We start from the raw sequence: 18,132 nt of genomic DNA on the forward strand, positions 1-18,132 counted from the left end.
CCTCGCCGGTCGCACCGGGGGACGAGGCTCGTCCGGTCGAGCAGGGGCCGCGGCACGTCGCTCCCAGCGCGCCCGCGGGCATGGAGTCGATGCAGCGGCAGCCGGAACCGCTGGCGAAACAACCGGAAATGGTTACGCGGCACAAGGACTCGCCGGCCGAATCCGGTGCGGGGCGGCCGCCGCAGGGCGCCGCCGATGCGGAGAACTCGGGCGAGACCCGGCGCATCTCGGCGGAGGAGACGGCGGGGCGGGGATCCTTCGGGGCTCCGGTCGCACAGGTTCCCGCGGCTCAGGGGCCCGGTGCTCCCGGGCCGGATGCGCAGGGGCAGGCCGCGCAAGGTCAAGCGCCGCAAGGGCAGACGACGCACGGTCACGGTCCGCAAGGGCAGGGCGCGCACGGCCAGGCTCCGCAGGGACACGCTGTGCCGCAGGGCCAGACGTCACAGGGCCAGACGTCACAGGGCCAGACGCCACAGGGGCAGCCGCCGCAGGGTCCGGCCGACCCGAGTACCGGTGAGACGCGTCGGGTTGGGGCGGAAGACGTTTCGTCGGCGCCGGTCGCCTCCCGGGGGCTGCCGCCGGGGCTCGCGGGTGTGGGTGGTCGGTTCACCCGGCCGCCGGGCACCCCGGCCGATGATCAGATGACGGCCGTGCTGGGTCGTGGGCCGCAGTCCGCGCCCGGTGATACCGGTGCGCACGGGGCGGATCCGGGATATCCGCAGGGGTCGCCGCAATCCGGCGGTGCCTACGGGCAGCCGGGTCAGCAGCCGGGTCAGGGTCAACAGGGGCCGGGTCAACAGGCCCCCGGTCAGCAGTATCCCGGGCAGCCGGGTCAGGGTGCGCAGGGCCCGAACACCGGGCAGTACGGCCCGGTTCAGGGTGCTCCGGCACACTACGGGCAACATGCGGCCGGGCGTGGTCCCGCGGCGCCGCAGGGTCAGCAGGGCGGCGGGTACGCACCCCAGGGGCCGTACGGAGCAGCGGGTTCCGCTCAGGGTGGTTACGGACCGCAGGGCGGCTACGGCCCCGGCGGATATGGGCCCGAGGGTGGTGCGCCCGGTTCTGCCGGACGCGGGGGTTTTGCCGGCGGGTCCGGAAACGCTGCTGGTCACGCCGGGGCGGGGTACGGTGGATCGATGCCGTCCAGTGGGTCGCGTCCATCGCATCCGCAATCGCCGGAAGATGCCGCCGGGCAACCGGATTCGGACTCCGGTGGCTCCCGCGAGGGCAAGCCGCGCAAGGGCAAACTGTGGAACAAGATGAGGGACCGCTTCGGTGCGCCGATCATCGTCGGCGCCGCGACGCTGGCGGCGCTCGGCGCGTACGGCGACGGTGATCCGGCGCAGCTCGCCGCGCTCGACGCGTGCGCGACGACACCGTTCGTGGTGTCCCCGCGCACCGGCGTCGCCGACGTCGGGGATCCGCAGCAGCTCGATTGCCTGCGTCTGAGCATCGACAACCTGCGCTACACGATCCCGGGACCGGTGCGCGGCGCCGACCCGGGCGCCCCGATGCAGATCTGATCGGTCTTCGAGCGCGGATCACGGCGGTTGTCGCACCGGCGGGATCCGAATATCGGCAGATGTGATCGGACCGATCCGAGTGCCGACCTCCGGTCGGCTCTCGCGCACCGAGTTCGGCCGCGGCGGTGGGTTTGCCGTCGCTCCTGGCGGTGGGCTATGGGCATCGATCTGTATCGGGCCGGTGATTCCGTCGGTGATGGATCCCGGTGCCCCTCCGACCGGAGTCGTGCGCCGGTCGGAGGGGCGAGCGGGCCCGTCATCCGACGAGATCTCGCTGGTCGGTGGTCTCGGCGGTCGCTGTCCGGACCGGTTTCAGGTAGGCGATACCTCGCTGGTATGGTGGCTCGTTGGCGTGCGGTACGGCCGGGTAATTCCGGTTGTCCCACGAGCCCCGGGTCTCCACCGGCCGCCGGGAACAGCTCGACCACACGCTTGTGCTGGCAAAACCTACGACAGACAGGGATGCACTGTGCCTACGTACAGCCCCAAGGGCGGTGACGTTACCCGCCAGTGGTACGTCATCGACGCCACTGACGTAGTGCTCGGCCGTCTCGCCGTGCAGGCTGCGAACATCCTGCGCGGTAAGAACAAGCCGACCTACGCTCCGAACTTCGATGGTGGCGACTTCGTCGTCATCATCAACGCCGACAAGGTTGCCGTCTCCGGCAACAAGAAGGCTGACAAGGTCCTCTGGACCCACTCCGGTTACCCGGGTGGCATCAAGGGCCGTACCGTGGGCCAGATCCTGGAGACCCGCCCCGACCGTCTGGTCGAGCGCGCGATCAAGGGCATGATCCCGAAGAACAAGCTTGGCAACAAGCTCGTGGGCAAGCTGAAGGTCTACGCAGGCCCGAACCACCCGCACACCGCTCAGCAGCCCATTCCGTTCGAGATCAAGCAGGTGGCCCAGTGACCGCTCCTGAGCAGGAATTCAACGACGACGCCGAGTACGTCGAGGACACCGCCGTCGAGGTCGTCGAGGAGGGTGACGGTTACGAGGCCGAGGAGTTCGTCGAGACCTTCGCCCCGGCTCTGATCGACCGCCCGGTTCAGACCGTCGGCCGCCGCAAGGAGGCCGTGGTCCGCGTGCGCATGGTGCCCGGCACCGGCAAGTTCGTGCTGAACGGCCGCACCATCGAGGATTACTTCCCGAACAAGGTGCACCAGCAGCTCGTCAAGTCGCCGCTGGTGCTGGTCGAGCGTGTCGAGAACTTCGACATCTACGCTCGCCTCGTCGGCGGAGGCCCCTCGGGTCAGGCCGGCGCGCTGCGTCTGGCCATCGCCCGTGCGCTCATCGTGGTCACCCTCGAGGATCGTCCTTCCCTCAAGAAGGCCGGCTTCCTGACTCGTGACCCGCGTGCCACCGAGCGTAAGAAGTACGGCCTGAAGAAGGCCCGTAAGGCGCCTCAGTACTCGAAGCGCTGATCTTGCTCGGTTCGGCTGTACCGTGCCCGGTTCCTTCGGGCGCCGGGCACGGTACGGTCGAACCGGCAACCTGTCGAGAGCAGGCTCCCTGCAGTGGGTTTCGCGGAACATCGCGGACCGCTCGGGTGCCTGCTCTCGTGCTGTATCCACCGACCAGGGGTTGAGTATGGGACGTTTGTTCGGCACCGACGGAGTCCGCGGACTCGCCAACGACTCGTTGAGTCCTGAGCTGGCGCTACGCGTTTCGGCCGCGGCTGCGCAGGTTCTGAGCCGGGGCAAGAAGCGCGCGCTCGCTGTCGTCGGGCGTGATCCGCGCGCCAGCGGTGAAATGCTGGAGGCCGCGGTCACCGCCGGCCTGACTTCCGCTGGGGTGGACGTACTTTCGGTGGGCGTACTGCCGACACCGGCCGTCGCCTATCTGACCGGCGTGTACGACGCCTGCCTGGGCGTGATGATCTCCGCCTCGCACAATCCCATGCCGGACAACGGCATCAAGATCTTCGCCGCGGGCGGGCACAAGCTCGACGACGCCGCCGAGGATCGCATCGAAGCGCTGGTCGCCGCGGGCGTGTTCACCCGCCCCACCGGTGGCGGCATCGGCCGGGTGCTCGGCAAGCCCGGTCAGGTGTTCCACGCCGACGATCGATACAGCCTCGAGGGCACCCATGAGCGCTACATCGAGCACCTGGTCGAGGCCACCGGCCGCGATCTGAGCGGGCTCACCGTGGTGGTGGACTGCGCGCACGGCGCGGCGTCGGAGGTCGGCCCGGCCGCCTACCGCGAGGCCGGTGCGACGGTGATCGCCATCAACGCCGACCCGGACGGGTTGAACATCAACGACAATTGCGGCTCGACGCATCTGGAGCACATCCAGCGCGCGGTCCGTGAGCACGGGGCGGATCTGGGCATCGCGCACGACGGCGACGCCGATCGCTGCCTGGCCGTGGACGCCGCCGGCGCCATCGTGGACGGCGACGCCATCATGGCGGTGCTCGCGCTGGCCATGGCCGACGCGGGCGAACTCGCCGAGAAGACCCTCGTCGCCACCGTCATGAGCAACCTCGGGCTGCATATCGCCATGCGCGAGGCCGGAATCGAGATGCGCACCACCGCGGTCGGTGATCGCTACGTGCTCGAGGAACTGCGCCGGGGCGGCTTCACCCTCGGCGGCGAGCAGTCCGGTCACGTGGTGTTCCCCAAGCACGGCACCACCGGCGACGGCGTGCTGACCGGGTTGCGCATCATGGCCCGGATGGCCGAAACCGGCCGCACCCTGGCCGATCTCGCGTCCGTCGTGCAGACGGTGCCGCAGGTGCTGCTGAACGTTCCGGTGTCCGACAAGGCCGCGGTGGCCGTGGCTCCGACGGTGCTGGAGGCCGTGACCGCCGCCGAGCGCGAGCTGGGTGAGACCGGCCGAGTTCTGCTGCGCCCCAGTGGAACCGAGCAGCTCGTGCGCGTCATGGTCGAAGCGACGGACCTGGACGCGGCGCACCGCCTCGCGGGGGATCTGGCGAAGCTGGTCGCCGCGGTCTGACCGCTCGGAGCGATCGACCGGGGTGCTACTGCGCCTCGGTCAACCGGCCGCCGTCGAGGTGCCACCGGCGGGTGGCTCGCACGTTGTCGAGCATGCGACGGTCGTGGGTGACGAGAAGAACTGTGCCCTCGAAGGATTCGACGGCTTCCTCGAGTTGTTCGATGGCGGCCAGGTCCAGGTGGTTGGTGGGCTCGTCCAGGACCAGCAGGTTGACGCCGCGGGCCTGGAGCAGGGCCAGTGCGGCGCGGGTGCGCTCACCGGGGGAGAGGGTGTCGTTGGGGCGCAGCACATGCGGGCCGCGCAGGCCGAACTTGGCCAGCAGGGTGCGGACCTCGGCCTCGGGCCAGTCGGGGATCTCGGCGCTGAAAGTGTCGGCGAGAGTGCCGGATCCGCGGAAGAGGCCGCGCGCCTGATCGACCTCGCCGATCGCGACCCCGGAGCCCAGCATGGCTGATCCGCTGTCCGGCTTCGTCTTTCCGAGCAGCAGGGACAGCAGCGTGGACTTGCCCGCGCCGTTGGCTCCGGTGAGCACGATCCGATCGCCGAAATCGATCTGGACCGTGACCGGGCCGAGGGTGAAGTCGCCGCGCGTGACGCTCGCGCCGCCGAGGGTCGCCACCACCGTGCCGCTGCGCGGTGCGACGGCGATGGACATCTTCAGTTCCCACTCCTTGCGCGGCTCCTCCACCGCGTCCAGGCGTTCGATGCGTTTGAGGGTCTGCTTGACCTTGGACGCCTGCTTCTCGGTGGCCTCGGCACGCGTCTTGCGGCCCATCTTGTCCGAATCGTTCTTGCCCTTGCGGCGGGCGTTGCGGACGCCGTGCTCCATCCAGTTGCGCTGCATGCCCGCTCGCGCTTCGAGTCCCGCCTTGGTGTCGGCGAATTCGTCGTAGGCCTCGCGGGCGTGGCGGCGGGCGATCTCGCGCTCGCTCAGGTACGACTCGTAGCCGCCGTCGTAACTGCCGACCTGCTGCTGCGCCAGATCGAGTTCCAGAATGCGATTCACGGTGCGCGCCAGGAACTCCCGATCGTGGCTGATCACCATGAGCGGTTCCCGCACGCCCGTCACGAACTGCTCCAGCCGGTCCAGGCCGTCCAGATCGAGATCGTTGGTGGGCTCGTCCAGCAGCAGAATGTCGAAGCGGGACAACAGAACCGATGCCAGACCGGCGCGGGCGGCCTGACCGCCGGACAGCACGGTCATGAGGGTGTCGAGGCCGTGCGGCAGGCTCGCGGTGAGTCCCAGATCGGCCGCCACCTCCTCGGCGCGCTGCTCCAGGTCCGCGCCGCCGAGCGCGAGCCAGCGCTCGAGTGCGGGGGAGTACTCGTCCTCGCCGCCGTCGGCCAGGCGTTCGGCGGCCTCGTCCATGGTGCGCTGCGCCTCGGCGACGGTGGTGCGGCGGCGCAGGAACTCCAGCACCGTCTCGCCTTCGACGCGTTCGGGCTCCTGGGCCAGGTAGCCGACCGTGGCATCGGGTGGGCTGAGGGTGATCTCGCCCTCCGGCGCGTCGCGGTCGGCGAGCATGCGCAGCAGGGTGGACTTCCCGGCTCCGTTCACGCCGACGAGGCCGATCACGTCCCCGGGTGCCAGGACGAGATCGAGGTCGGAGAACAGGGTTCGTTCGCCGTGTCCGGCGGCGAGTCCGCGCGCATGCAGAGTGGTGCTCACCAGGGCGATTCTGCCCTGCTCAGGGTTGCACCCTGACCCCGCCCCCGCCGAAGTTCAGGGTCGTAATGGGTCATGGGACCGATGTGCGGTGCGCGCGGACTCGGCACAGTGGAGATATGACAACACCGACCACCACCCGTCAGCTTCGTCGCTCCACCACCGACAAATGGTTCGCCGGCGTGTGCGGCGGTCTGGCCGAATACCTCGGCTGGAACGCCACTCTCGTGCGCCTGCTCTTCATCCTGTCGTGCCTGCTTCCGGGGCCGCAGTTCATCCTCTACATCGCGCTGTGGATCATCATTCCGAAGCGCTGAATATCCACACCGACAGAGTTATCCACAATCGGTATGAAGCGGCTGCGTGCTCCGCGCCGTGGTGACAGGATGAGAGCCACGTCACTGCGGAGGAGCGCACATGGCCATATCAGGTGATCTTTCGGGCAGCCTGGATTTGCCGAACCTCGACGCGCATTCGGAATTGGGTGCGCTGGGTGCCATCGAACTCGAGCACCCGACTCAGGACATCGACGGTGACGGGCTATTGGACACCGTGACCACCAGCAGCGATCACGCCATGCACGTGTGGACGGATCTCGATCACGACGGCTACGCCGATCATGTGACGGTCGTGGACACCGGCGGGGACTACGCGGCGTGGGAGTTCCACCATCATCCCGACGGCACCACCGAATGGGTGCGCACGGATGAGGGCCGCCTCGGCAAATAGCCGGGCATTCAGGTGGGGGCGTGCCGGCGAAACAGCCGCGTGCCAGGGGGATTCGAGGGGGACACATGAGTGGATCCACCATGCTCGGCGTCGATACCGATGCGCTGCGAGGTGCCGCCGTGACCCTGCGGGAATGCGCGGTCACGCTCGGCCTACAGGGTCGCCGGGTCGGCGATCGCGCATTCGGAAGCGGGAACGACGCCGGTTTCGACTATTCGCGACAGGGCCGCGCGGTACACGAGGGCCTCGAGCGAATCGCCGCCCGCCTGCGCGACTGGTCCGCCGCCGCCGAGGCCACCGCCACCGTATTCGCGCGCGCCGCAGCCGAATACGACCGCATCGACACCGAGCGTGCCCGCGCGGTATCGGAGGTGCGGCCGTGAGCGCCGAAGGCATGTCGATCGACGAGATCCTCGACCGCGGAGCCCCCGGCCTGCGGTACTGGGACGCCTTCCTGCCCCTCTACGAGAGGGCATTCGGCCACCCGGCCGCCACCCTCTCGGAGCTGCGGGCCGCCTACGACGAACAGCGCGGCACCGACCTCGCCGAACTCGACTCCGCTCGAACGGAATTGGATGGAGCGCTCACCGAGGCCGAATCCCAGTGGTCCACCTACCAGCAGCTGACCCGGGCCCTCCCCGGTCTCTGGCAGGGCGGCACGGGCGCCGAGGCGCTCACCGTCGTCGCCGGCCAACTCCGCACGGCCCGAGCCGATCTCGACCTGATCCGGGCCGCGGCCGCTGCCCTGTCGGACCTCCCGGACCGGCTTCGTGCGGCCGCCCACGCCAAGGCGCGAGACACCCTTGCCTTGCTCGGTCACCCGGGCGACACCTCACCCGATCCCGCGATAGACGGCCGTACCGCCGCCGACATCGAAGCCCTCCTGGACACCGATTCCCCCTGGCTCACCGACACGTTCAAACCCGAGATCGAGCACAGCCTCGCCCTGTTCGGCGCCACCTGCACCACCGCCGACCAGCTCTTCGAATCGCACTACGACACCCTCCTGACCACTCTCGGCCGCATCCCCGACACCCCCTACCCGCACCCCGGCGATCTCCCGGCCTCCGCCCCGCCCTCCGCCGAAAGCGCAGCACCGCACTCACTCTCACCTCCGCAGCCGGAATCGACCCGCCCGCAAGCCGTCGGCCCGCCGAACTCCTCGGGCCCGTCGGACTCCGCCGGACCGCCTCGGATTGCCGGTGTGCCTGAGGTATCCGGCTCGTCGCAGACCTGGGATCAGCCTCCGTCGATGCCGCAGGCTCGGCAGCCGTCGGCTCAGCCGGGGGAGTCTCAGCCGGGTGCTCCGGTGCGGTCATCGTCGCCGTCCGAACCGGGTTCTCCTGGAACGGTCCCGCAGTCGGCCTCATCCGGCGATTGCTGTGGGAAGGCACTGTCCGCGCAGGACTCTCCTGGAACGGTCCCGCAGTCCACCTCATCCGGTGATCGCTGTGGGACGTGCGCTGAATCATCGTCGCCGACATCGAGTGACCGGTCCGGCGCTGCTGGTCCGCACTCACGCGGGAGCGCCCAGCCGGATGCCTCCGCGAGCCCTGGATCGGGCGCCGGTGCCGACGCATTGCATGCCGAGGGGGCGGAATCCGCACAGCAGCAGGCACTCCTGGGCAGCGATGCCGCGCTGTCGGAACTGTCCACCGCCCTCACCGCCGGGCTGAGCGACCTTGTCCGCACAGTCATCACCGGGATCTCGACTATCGATTTCGAAGGGCTCGGTTCGCTGCTCGACCCGCTGCCGGACGAACCTTCGGAACCCTCTGGTACTACAGGCGATCCCGAGAATCCGGGCCCAGCCGATGGCCTCTCCACGACGGGCTCCTCGACCGGCGATGTTCCCTCGGTGCCCGAATCGCCGAGCGCCTCCGACCATCTCGCCGAGACGTCGCCGAACAGCCCGGCCGACCCTGCCACGGACCGAGCCGCCGAGCCTCGAGCGCCGGGCGATCCCGCGGTCCCTGACCACTCACCCGGATGCGCGGTCCCCTCCTCGCCCGGAGTGTCCTGTCCAGCGGATACCGGCCAGCTCCCCGCCGAGGGGAACCAACCCTCCTGTGCATCCACTGCGGTGTGCGGCTGCCGTTCGCCGAATTGTTCTGTACCCCTTGACGATTGCGATTCGCACCGCTCGTGCTGCGGGCCCGCGCCGACTACCGAGTGTGCCCAGCTGCCCTCGTCCGACGCGGTCCCACCGACGCACGAGGGCGCGAGACCGACTCCGCCGTCGGGGGACAGTGCCGGTGCGACTCCACCGTCGGAGGACGGTGTGGGTCCACCGTCGGATGACAATGCGGGTCCGGCCACTCCGCCGGAGGACGGCGCGGGCATGGCCCCACCGGCCGCCGACGGCACGTATCCGTTCCCGCCGATCGAGGGCGGCACGCCCACCGACGATTCCGGTCCGCCCACCGTGGAACCCATTCCACCCCTGGAAGATCCCGCCCCATCGGTAAGTCCCCACCCGTCCCTCGGTGAGGACCCCACGATCGAAATCCCGGACGGCGGAATCGAAATCCCCGGTGCGACGGCGTCCTGACCGGTGCGGACCTACTTGCGCAGGGCCTGGACCAGCTGCAGGAGGGGGAGCTTCGGCGGCTGTTCGGGTTCTTCGTCCACGGCGTAGGGGTCGATGATCCGGGTGTGGGGGATCTCGGCCTCGGGGTCGGCGAAGGGCTTGAATTTCTTGTCGCCGAGGACCTGGTAGTTGAGGTAGCCGACGAGCAGGGCTCGGGTGAGGCGCTCGGTTCGGGGTTCGTGCTTGCCCGCGCCCAGGGCGGCGAGGGCGCGGCGGCCCTCCACCATGCCGTTGTGGGAGGCGCGGTCCACCGAACGCAGGATGGTGCCCTCACCCCACGCGGCGGCGAGCGGGACGGCGTTGGAGTTGACCGTATCCACATCGGCGGCCCCGGCCAGGATCAGCGCGGACACGTCGATCTCGGGCGCGAGCGACTCGGCCGACGGCGCGGTGGGGGAGGGATAGAGGGCGGCCACAGCGGCCACGTCGCGCTGGGAGGCGGCGATGACTGCCGCGCCCGCACCCATGCCGTGCCCGGCCAGCACCAGCTTCTTCGGATCCACGCTGATCTCGCCGGAACCCAGGCGCACCCCGGCGCAGATGTCCAGGGTCGTGAGCAGATCGGTCGCGAGGTTCAGGTGCGAGGGAATCGGTCCGCGTTCGGTATCGGGCGCGGCGGCGACATAGCCCCACGACGCCAGATGCTCGAGCAGTCGCCGATAGTTTCCGGCACCGGTCAGCCAGCTGTGACCGAATGCCACCGCGGGCAGGTTCAGTCCCTTCTCCGGCGTGTAGACCACGCCGGGCTGCCCGGCGATGCCGAGGTTGCCGCGCAGCACCGCATGCGGGCCGCGGGCGGTCAGAATGCTCAGGAGCGATTTCACAGACGCCGACACGACGTAGAACCTATCCGATGCGGGAGCCCTTGGGGCGTTTCGCCCAGTCCTGTTCGCACTCGGATTCGCGCGCCTGTCGGGCACGGTTAGGCTGGTGACCCATGTGCGGAATCGTGGGGTATGTGGGGTACCGGGACGCCCTCGGGGTGGTCGTTGACGCGTTGCGCCGCATGGAATATCGAGGTTACGACTCTGCGGGCGTGGCCATTCTGGACGGCGCGGGCGGTCTGGCCGTGGAGCGCAAGGCCGGTCGCCTGTCGAATCTGGAAGCCGAACTGGGCGAGGCCGCGACGGCGCGTTTCGCCGGTAGCACCGGTATGGGACACACCCGCTGGGCGACCCACGGCGCGCCGACCGACCGCAATGCCCACCCGCACCGCGACCTCGACGGCCGGGTCGCGGTGGTGCACAACGGCATCATCGAGAACTTCGTCCCGCTCCGCCGCGAACTCGAGGACGCCGGGGTCGAACTCGGCAGCGATACCGACACCGAGGTGACGGTCCATCTGGTGTCGCGCGCGTACGCGTCCGGCGAGACCGCGGGGGACTTCGTCGGCTCCGCGCTCTCGGTGGTGCGGCGGCTCGAGGGTGCGTTCACCCTGCTGTTCACGCATGCCGACCATCCGGACACGATCATCGCCGCGCGCCGCTCCACGCCGCTCGTCGTCGGTGTCGGACAGGGCGAGATGTTCATCGCCTCGGACGTCACCGCGTTCATCGAACACACCCGGGAGGCGGTGGAACTGGGTCAGGACCAGGCCGTCGTCATCACCGCGGACAGCTACCGGGTGACCGACTTCCACGGTGCGACCGAGGGCGTGCAGACCCGGCCGTTCACCATCGATTGGGATCTGGCGGCCGCGGAGAAGGGCGGCCACGACTACTTCATGCTCAAGGAGATCGAGGAGCAGCCCGCCGGGGTCGCGGACACGCTCATCGGCCACTTCGCGGACGGCCGCATCGTTCTGGACGAGCAGCGGCTGGCCGATCAGGAGCTGCGCGAGTTCGACAAGGTGTTCGTGGTCGCCTGCGGCAGCTCGTATCACGCGGGCCTGCTCGCCAAGTACGCCATCGAACACTGGACCCGTCTGCCCGTCGAGGTCGAGCTGGCCAGCGAATTCCGTTACCGCGACCCGGTTCTGGACCGCTCCACCCTGGTCGTGGCCATCTCCCAATCCGGAGAGACGGCCGACACGCTGGAGGCCGTGCGACACGCCAAGGAGCAGAAGGCGCGAGTCCTGGCCATCTGCAACACCAATGGCGCGCAGATCCCCCGCGAATCGGATGCCGTGCTGTACACCCGCACCGGGCCCGAGATCGGCGTCGCCTCCACCAAGGCATTCCTCGCCCAGATCACCGCCAACTATCTGGTCGGCCTGGCGCTGGCCCAGGCGCGCGGCACCAAGTACCCCGACGAGGTCGCCCGCGAATTCGCCGAACTCGAGGCGATGCCGAAACTCGTAGCGCGCGTGCTCGAATCGGCGCCTCAGGTGCGGGCGATCGCGCGCTCGCTCGCCCACGTACCGACCGTGCTGTTCCTGGGCCGCCACGTCGGGTACCCCGTCGCACTCGAGGGTGCGCTCAAGCTCAAAGAGCTGGCCTACATGCACGCCGAGGGCTTCGCCGCGGGCGAGCTCAAGCACGGTCCCATCGCCCTCATCGAGCAGGGCCTGCCCGTCATCGTCGTCATGCCCTCGCCGAAGAGCCGTGCGGTCCTGCATTCCAAACTGCTGAGCAATATCCGCGAGATCCAGGCCCGTGGTGCGCGCACCATCGTCATCGCCGAGGAGGGCGACGAGACGGTCCGCCCCTTCGCCGACGACCTCATCGAAATCCCCTCGGCCCCAACGCTCTACCAGCCGCTGCTGTCCACCGTCCCGCTGCAGATCTTCGCGGCCGAGGTGGCCCAGGCCCGCGGCTACGACGTCGACAAGCCCCGCAACCTCGCCAAATCCGTGACGGTCGAGTGAGGCGCGATCACTCGACGGTGATGGTGCCCTTCATGTCCGGGTGCAGGGGGCAGAGGTAGCGGTAGGTGCCGGGGACGGTGAAGGTGTGGGACCACTCGCCCTGGCGCATGATCGGGCTGTTGATGCCCAGGGCGACGTCGCCGATGCCCTGGACGGCGTGCGGGACGGTGTCGTCGAACTTCCAGGCGACGGTGTCACCGGCCTTGATGGTCACCGCGGCCGGGGAGAACTTCATATCGGAGACGGCGACGGTGACCGAGGCGGGGGCGCGCGGGCCGGAGGTGGCGGACGCCGAGGTGGACGGCGCGGCGGTGGTGGATTTCGCCGCGGTCGAGGAGTTCGAACCGCAACCGCCGGCGATCAGCGCTCCGGCGACCACGATCACGAGGAACAGGGCACGCGCGGGAGAGAAGCGGCGGATCGACATGGCAGCCAGGGTAACCGGCGCTGGTAGCAGGCCATTCGCGGGCGTAGTCTGCTGTCGTCGCACGCAGGCGGGATCTGCTCCCGCGAGGACCGGTCGTGAGAGGCGGATGATGCACGCTTCGGAGGTACGCGGGTACTACACGGCAGACGAGGTGCGGACCGCGGAAGCGGAACTGTTCACCCGCGTCGCCGCCGGAATGCCGATGCGCCGGGCCGCGCACGGACTCGCGGACACGGTGGCGGCGGAGCTGCGCGACCGGACCGGAGGAGTGACCGGCCGCGCGGTGACACTGCTGGTGGGCTCCGGCGACAACGGCGGCGACGCGCTCTGGGCGGGGTCGTTTCTACGCCGCCGGGGCGTCGCGGTGCTGGCCGTGCTGCTCTCACCCGAACGCGCGCATGCTCAGGGGCTGGCGGCATTGCGGAAAGCCGGTGGGCGGGTGCGCACCGATATCGGCGACCCGGAGCAGGCGCTCGGTGATCCGGATCTGGTGGTCGACGGCATAGTCGGCATCTCGGGACGCGGGCCGCTGCGTCCCGATGCGGCGAAACTTGTTTCCGCCGTGCGGGTTCCGATCGTGGCGGCGGATCTTCCCAGCGGTGTGGACTCCGATACCGGAGCGGTCGAGGGGCCCGCGGTGCGAGCCGAGGTGACCGTCGCCTTCGGGGCGTACAAACCGGTGCACGCTCTGGCCGCTCCCCACTGCGGCCGAATCGACTTGGTGCCCATCGGATTACAGTTGCCGGAGCCGAATCTCGCTGCGCTGCGGCCGGAATCGATCGGTGCGGCATGGCCGGTGCCGGAGGCGTCCGACGACAAGTACTCCCAGGGCGTCACCGGAGTCTGCGCGGGCAGCGCCACCTATCCCGGCGCGGCCGTGCTGTGCACCGGCGGAGCGATCGCCGCCACCTCCGGCATGGTGCGCTACGTGGGCTCCGGCGCCGCCGAGGTGCTCACGCACCTCCCCGAAGTCATCGCCTCCCCGAGCATCTCGAAGACGGGCCGAGTGCAGGCCTGGGTGTTCGGCCCCGGCGCGGGCACCGACTCCGCCGCTCGCGACCGTCTCGCGGAAATCCTCGCCACCGACCTTCCGGTGGTCGTCGATGCCGATGGGCTCACCCTGTTGTCCGCGGATCCCGGTCTCGTCACCGCGCGGACCGCCCCCACCGTCCTCACCCCGCACGCCGGTGAGTTCGCGCGCCTCACCGGCTCCGACCCCGCGCCCGATCGTGTGGCCGCCGTTCGTGAACTCGCCGAATCCTGGCAGGTCACCGTCCTTCTCAAGGGGCGAGCGACCCTGATCGCGGCTCCCGGCCGTCCGGTCCTGGTCAACGAGGCCGGTGGCTCCTGGGCCGCCACCGCGGGCTCCGGCGACATCCTGTCCGGTGTCCTCGGCGCCCTCCTGGCAGCGGGCCGCGACCCAGCCTGGTCCGCCGCGGCCGCCGCCCGGGTCCACGCCCTGGCGGCCAACCTCGCCGCGCACGATCGAGCCCCCTCGGGAACCCCCATCTCCGCCTCTCCGCTCCTGGGCCACATCCGCGAGGCCATCGGAACCCTGCGCACGTTCGCGGCGACCTGACCTGGTCGCCGGCGGTTTCGGCGTCATCGCCGGTCCGGACTAGGTCAGGGTGGTCGCGGCGGTGTGGAGGGCGGCTCGGGCGGCGGTGATGACGGGGTGGCGGGCGGTGCCCCGGCGGTAGGCGAGGTGGGTGCGGCGATGGGTGGGCAGGGGAGTGAGGGTGACATTGGGGGGAACGGTGTGTGCCCCCAGCTCGGGGACCAGGGCGACGCCCTGACCGGCGGAGACCAGAGCCAGGACGGTGCTGAAGTCGTCGGCGTGGTGACGGATGCGCGGGGTGAATCCCGTTGCGAGACACGCTCGGACGGTCATGGTGTGGCAGAGGGTGCCGGGGGTGCTGGCGATCCAGGGGGAATCCGCGTGCGCCGCGACGACTTCCCGGCCGGATGTGGCCGTGTCCGGTCGCAGGTCGGTGGGCGGCTCGGAGGCGGGCGTCATGGTGGCGAGGTAGACGGTCTCCTCGAGCAGGGGCTCGGTGTCGAGGCCGGGGTCGGGGCCGACGGGGACGTAGTCGTATTCCTGCACCAGGGCGATATCGAGGGATTCCGCGCGCAGGGCGGCGGGCGCGCCCGCCGGGTCCAGTTCGGTGACCAGCAGTTCCAGGTGCGGGTGGTCGCGGCTGAGGGTGACCAGGGCGGGGGACAGGATGGAGCGGATGGCCGTGGGGAAGGCGCCGATGCGCAGGGTTCCGGTGAGTTCGGTTCTGGCGGTGGCCAATTCCGAGGATGCCTGCGCCAGCACGGCCAGGATCGACTCGGCGTGCTCGACCAGGCGCACGGCGGCGGGGGTGAGGGTGACGCTGCGCCCGGTGCGTTCCAGGAGCGGGACACCGGCCTCGCGCTCGAGCGCGGTCAGCTGCTGGGATACCGCGGACGGGGTATAGGCCAGGGCCTCGGCGACCGCGGCGATGGTCCCGCGACGCGCGAGTTCACGCAGTAGGCGGAGACGGCGCACATCGAGCATCAGCACAGCTTATGCTCGGATGCAGAAACGTGAAATAGACCTGAAGGCTCGCGGCGTTCAGGCTGGTGCCATGACCTTCGAAGGCTTGTACGTCCCGCTGATCACCCCGTTCGACGGCACCGGCGCGGTCGCGGAGACCGCCCTCGAACGACTCGCCCACGATGCCCTGGACGCGGGCGCGTCGGGCCTCGTCGCACTCGGCACCACCGGCGAACCGGCCACCCTCACCGTCGCCGAACGCCGCCGGGTGCTCGACATCTGTGCCGAGGTCTGCCGTGACCGCGGAGCCCAGCTGATCGCCGGGGCCGGATCCAATGCCACCGCCGACTCGATCCGCGACCTGATCGAACTCGACCCCCGGGCCGACGCCGCGCTGGCCGTGGTCCCCTACTACATCCGCCCCTCGGAAGCCGGTGTGGTGGAACACTTTCGGCAACTCGCCGCCGCCAGCCCGGTCCCGCTGTTCATCTATCACATTCCGTACCGCACCAGCCTGACCCTGAGCGCCGAAACCCTGTGCCGCCTGGCCGAATTGCCGAACGTCGCGGGCTTCAAATACACGGCGGGCGGCATCGACGACACCACGATCACGTTCCTGAGCCGCCTCCCCGCCCACACCGCGATCCTGGCCGGTGACGATCTGTACGCCGCGCCGCTGCTCGCGCTCGGCGCCGTCGGCGGAATCCTGGCCTGCGCCAACGTCGCCACCGCCGCCTACGTCGAACTCATCGACGCCTGGCGCTCCGGGGCGATCGAGCACGCCCGCCGACTCGGCAACCGGCTGACCCCGCTCGCCACGGCCCTGTTCAGCGAGCCGAACCCGACGATCGTGAAAGCGGTTCTGGCCGCTCAGGGCCGAATCCCGACCCCCTCGGTGCGCCTCCCGCTGCTGCCCGCCTCCGACGATGCGCTGCAGGCCGCGCTGAACACCCTCGATGCCATCGGCACACCGGCCCTGGTGCCCGCTCCCTGACGCCTTCGACCAGTCCCCGGCGCTGCCGGATCTCGCCCGGTACCGCTCGAAGCCACCGATTCCGTCGTGCGCGGACCCCGCCTCGGCGGTCGGAGGCTGACGACTCCGCCGATGCGCGGCACCGAACCTCCGTAGTCACCGGCCGCCGCGATCCGAAACCGGTATCCGGGCGGCCATCGGCCGACATCCGCTATCTGTTCGGTACCGCCCGCCGAGCGGGTGTGAGCGCGGTCGCCGCGCCTCGGATGGCAGGATCGGGCATTGTGAACACCGTGCCGCAGCTCGAAACCCTCATCGATCTGGATGCCATCGCGCACAACGTGCGCATCCTGACCGAACACGCGGGGGACGCCGCCGTCATGGTGGTCGTGAAGGCCGACGGCTACAACCACGGTGCGATCGAGGTCGCCAAGGCGGCACTGGCGGCGGGCGCGCGGGAACTGGGCGTGACCACCATCGCCGAGGCCGTGGCCCTGCGTGAATCCGGCATCGACGCGCCGATCCTGTGCTGGCTCAACAACTCCGACGCCGATTTCGGCAGTGCCATCGCCGCCGATATCGAGATCGCGGTGCCCTCGGTGGCGCACCTGGAGGGCGTTGCGGCGGCGGTCGATCGGCTCGGCCGTCCGGCGATCGTCTCGGTGAAGGTCGATACCGGGCTCAATCGCAACGGCGTGCCCGAGTCCGAATATCCACGCCTGCTGGAACTGCTGAAACAACTCGTCACCGAGGACAAGGTGCGCCTACGGGCGATCTTCTCCCATCTCGCGAACGCCGACGAGCCGCGGCACCCGAGCATCGACCTGCAACGGGACCGCTTCGGGGAGTTCATCGCCGTCGCCCGGGCGCACGGGCTGACACCCGAACTCGTGCACCTCGCCAATTCCGCTGCCGCGCTGACCCGTCCGGACCTCGCCTTCGACATGGTGCGTCCCGGCATCGCCGTCTACGGGCTGTCGCCGATCCCGGAGATCTCCGATTTCGGACTGCGCCCGGCCATGACCTTCCGCGCCCGCGTCGCCCTGGTGAAACGGGTCGCGGCGGGTGAGGGCGTGTCCTACGGGCACGAGTGGATCGCCGACCGCGACACCACCGTCGCCCTCATTCCCGCCGGTTACGCGGACGGCGTGCCGCGCACCCTCGGCGGCAAGTTCTCGGTGTGGCTCGGCGGCGCGCGCCGGCCCGGCATCGGCCGCATCTGCATGGATCAACTGGTGGTGAACCTCGGCGAGAACGAGACAGGGGTGCGCGAAGGTGACACCGCCGTCCTGTTCGGCGGCGAGCCCGGCGTCCCGCACCCGCAGGAGTGGGCGGACGCACTCGGCACCATCCACTACGAAGTGGTGTGCGCACCGCGCGGCCGTGCGGTGCGCGGATACCTCGGAGGCGATCGATGAGCGACAGCAACGGACACCGCCTGCTCCCGACCGTCGAGGACACCGAGGCGCTGGGACGCGAACTCGCCGAGCAACTCGAGCCCGGTGATCTGGTCATCCTGGACGGACCGCTCGGCGCCGGCAAGACCGCGCTCACCCGGGGCATCGCCGCGGGACTCGGCGTCCAAGGACGGGTCAGCTCACCGACTTTCATCATCGCGCGCCAGCATCGCGCCGGTAATCATCCGGGCGCGGTGGCACTCGTGCACGTGGACGCCTACCGGCTCGGCGGCGACCTCGACGAACTCGACGCGCTGGACCTCGACACCGATATCGACGACGCCGTCGTGGTTGTGGAATGGGGCACCGGAGTGGTCGAGCATCTGTCCGATCGGCACCTGCGAGTACAGCTACGCCGGGAACCCGAGTCGGACGTGCGCACCGCCGACTGGACCTGGCTCGCTACCAACTAGCAGGTAGGGCGCGGGCACAGGCGGTACGCGCGACGGTTGTGGCCGCTACCACCCGGTATCGTAAGGAC

At 69.9% G+C, this 18,132-nt stretch carries 16 protein-coding genes and 1 pseudogene; 13 read left to right on the forward strand and 4 right to left on the reverse strand.

What is annotated here, in order from left to right; translation table 11 throughout:
* The 4 genes and pseudogenes from NJ1_RS40250 to glmM all read left to right on the forward strand — a co-directional run.
* A pseudogene (locus NJ1_RS40250) lies at positions 1-1,523 on the forward strand (hypothetical protein); the annotation flags it as partial.
* A 469-nt stretch (positions 1,524-1,992) separates the two neighbouring features.
* Complete coding sequence (rplM, locus tag NJ1_RS23945) at positions 1,993-2,436, forward strand: 50S ribosomal protein L13 (protein ID WP_067698181.1); 444 nt, start codon at positions 1,993-1,995, stop codon at positions 2,434-2,436.
* Complete coding sequence (gene rpsI / locus NJ1_RS23950; protein ID WP_084478714.1) at positions 2,433-2,948, forward strand: 30S ribosomal protein S9; 516 nt, start codon at positions 2,433-2,435, stop codon at positions 2,946-2,948. Before rplM ends, rpsI begins: the two co-directional genes overlap by 4 nt.
* 166 nt (positions 2,949-3,114) lie before the next feature.
* The gene (gene glmM, locus NJ1_RS23955) at positions 3,115-4,482 is read left to right on the forward strand and encodes a phosphoglucosamine mutase (RefSeq protein ID WP_067698183.1); all 1,368 of its coding nucleotides are present in this window, start codon (positions 3,115-3,117) and stop codon (positions 4,480-4,482) included.
* A gap of 25 nt (positions 4,483-4,507) precedes the next feature.
* Here glmM and NJ1_RS23960 read toward each other — a convergent pair whose 3' ends face one another.
* On the reverse strand, positions 4,508-6,151 hold the full coding sequence (locus NJ1_RS23960) for an ABC-F family ATP-binding cassette domain-containing protein (protein WP_067698185.1): 1,644 nt from the start codon (positions 6,149-6,151) through the stop codon (positions 4,508-4,510).
* A gap of 116 nt (positions 6,152-6,267) precedes the next feature.
* Here NJ1_RS23960 and NJ1_RS23965 point away from each other — a divergent pair, with 116 nt between their 5' ends.
* The 4 genes from NJ1_RS23965 to NJ1_RS23980 all read left to right on the forward strand — a co-directional run bounded on the left by NJ1_RS23965 (position 6,268) and on the right by NJ1_RS23980 (position 9,428).
* On the forward strand, positions 6,268-6,465 hold the full coding sequence (locus NJ1_RS23965; RefSeq protein ID WP_067698187.1) for a PspC domain-containing protein: 198 nt from the start codon (positions 6,268-6,270) through the stop codon (positions 6,463-6,465).
* A 100-nt stretch (positions 6,466-6,565) separates the two neighbouring features.
* A complete protein-coding gene (locus NJ1_RS23970) occupies positions 6,566-6,877 on the forward strand; it encodes a DUF6802 family protein (RefSeq protein ID WP_067698190.1) in 312 nt (103 codons plus the stop codon).
* Between the two features lie 65 nt (positions 6,878-6,942).
* On the forward strand, positions 6,943-7,260 hold the full coding sequence (locus NJ1_RS23975) for a hypothetical protein (protein ID WP_067698192.1): 318 nt from the start codon (positions 6,943-6,945) through the stop codon (positions 7,258-7,260).
* Complete coding sequence (locus NJ1_RS23980) at positions 7,257-9,428, forward strand: hypothetical protein (protein ID WP_157574183.1); 2,172 nt, start codon at positions 7,257-7,259, stop codon at positions 9,426-9,428. The genes NJ1_RS23975 and NJ1_RS23980 overlap by 4 nt, the downstream gene beginning before the upstream one ends.
* A gap of 11 nt (positions 9,429-9,439) precedes the next feature.
* On the opposite strand, the gene NJ1_RS23985 is transcribed toward NJ1_RS23980, so the two are convergent.
* Positions 9,440-10,303 (reverse strand): dienelactone hydrolase family protein, encoded by an 864-nt coding sequence (locus tag NJ1_RS23985; RefSeq protein ID WP_067698196.1) that lies wholly within the window; start codon positions 10,301-10,303, stop codon positions 9,440-9,442.
* Positions 10,304-10,404: 101 nt separating this feature from the next.
* On the opposite strand from NJ1_RS23985, the gene glmS reads away from it, so the two are divergent.
* Positions 10,405-12,273, forward strand: a complete 1,869-nt coding sequence (gene glmS, locus NJ1_RS23990; protein WP_067698198.1) for a glutamine--fructose-6-phosphate transaminase (isomerizing) — start codon at positions 10,405-10,407, stop codon at positions 12,271-12,273.
* A 7-nt stretch (positions 12,274-12,280) separates the two neighbouring features.
* Here glmS and NJ1_RS23995 read toward each other — a convergent pair whose 3' ends face one another.
* A complete protein-coding gene (locus NJ1_RS23995) occupies positions 12,281-12,700 on the reverse strand; it encodes a cupredoxin domain-containing protein (protein ID WP_067698200.1) in 420 nt (139 codons plus the stop codon).
* Between the two features lie 106 nt (positions 12,701-12,806).
* Here NJ1_RS23995 and NJ1_RS24000 point away from each other — a divergent pair, with 106 nt between their 5' ends.
* Positions 12,807-14,279: an NAD(P)H-hydrate dehydratase gene (locus NJ1_RS24000; protein WP_245717560.1), complete on the forward strand. Its 1,473-nt coding sequence runs from the start codon at positions 12,807-12,809 to the stop codon at positions 14,277-14,279.
* Between the two features lie 39 nt (positions 14,280-14,318).
* Here NJ1_RS24000 and NJ1_RS24005 read toward each other — a convergent pair whose 3' ends face one another.
* Positions 14,319-15,242 (reverse strand): LysR family transcriptional regulator, encoded by a 924-nt coding sequence (locus NJ1_RS24005; RefSeq protein ID WP_067698462.1) that lies wholly within the window; start codon positions 15,240-15,242, stop codon positions 14,319-14,321.
* A 70-nt stretch (positions 15,243-15,312) separates the two neighbouring features.
* Here NJ1_RS24005 and dapA point away from each other — a divergent pair, with 70 nt between their 5' ends.
* The 3 genes from dapA (at position 15,313) to tsaE (ending at position 18,064) form a co-directional block, all read left to right on the forward strand.
* Entirely contained in the window at positions 15,313-16,215 is a 903-nt protein-coding gene (gene dapA / locus NJ1_RS24010) for a 4-hydroxy-tetrahydrodipicolinate synthase (RefSeq protein ID WP_067698467.1), read from the forward strand.
* A gap of 245 nt (positions 16,216-16,460) precedes the next feature.
* Positions 16,461-17,612, forward strand: coding sequence for an alanine racemase (alr, locus tag NJ1_RS24015; protein ID WP_067698469.1), 1,152 nt, complete (start codon positions 16,461-16,463; stop codon positions 17,610-17,612).
* Positions 17,609-18,064, forward strand: coding sequence for a tRNA (adenosine(37)-N6)-threonylcarbamoyltransferase complex ATPase subunit type 1 TsaE (gene tsaE, locus NJ1_RS24020; RefSeq protein ID WP_067698202.1), 456 nt, complete (start codon positions 17,609-17,611; stop codon positions 18,062-18,064). Before alr ends, tsaE begins: the two co-directional genes overlap by 4 nt.
* Positions 18,065-18,132 lie beyond the last annotated feature (68 nt).

Source organism: Nocardia jejuensis NBRC 103114, from assembly GCF_001613145.1.
GTDB classification, from domain to species: domain Bacteria; phylum Actinomycetota; class Actinomycetes; order Mycobacteriales; family Mycobacteriaceae; genus Nocardia; species Nocardia jejuensis.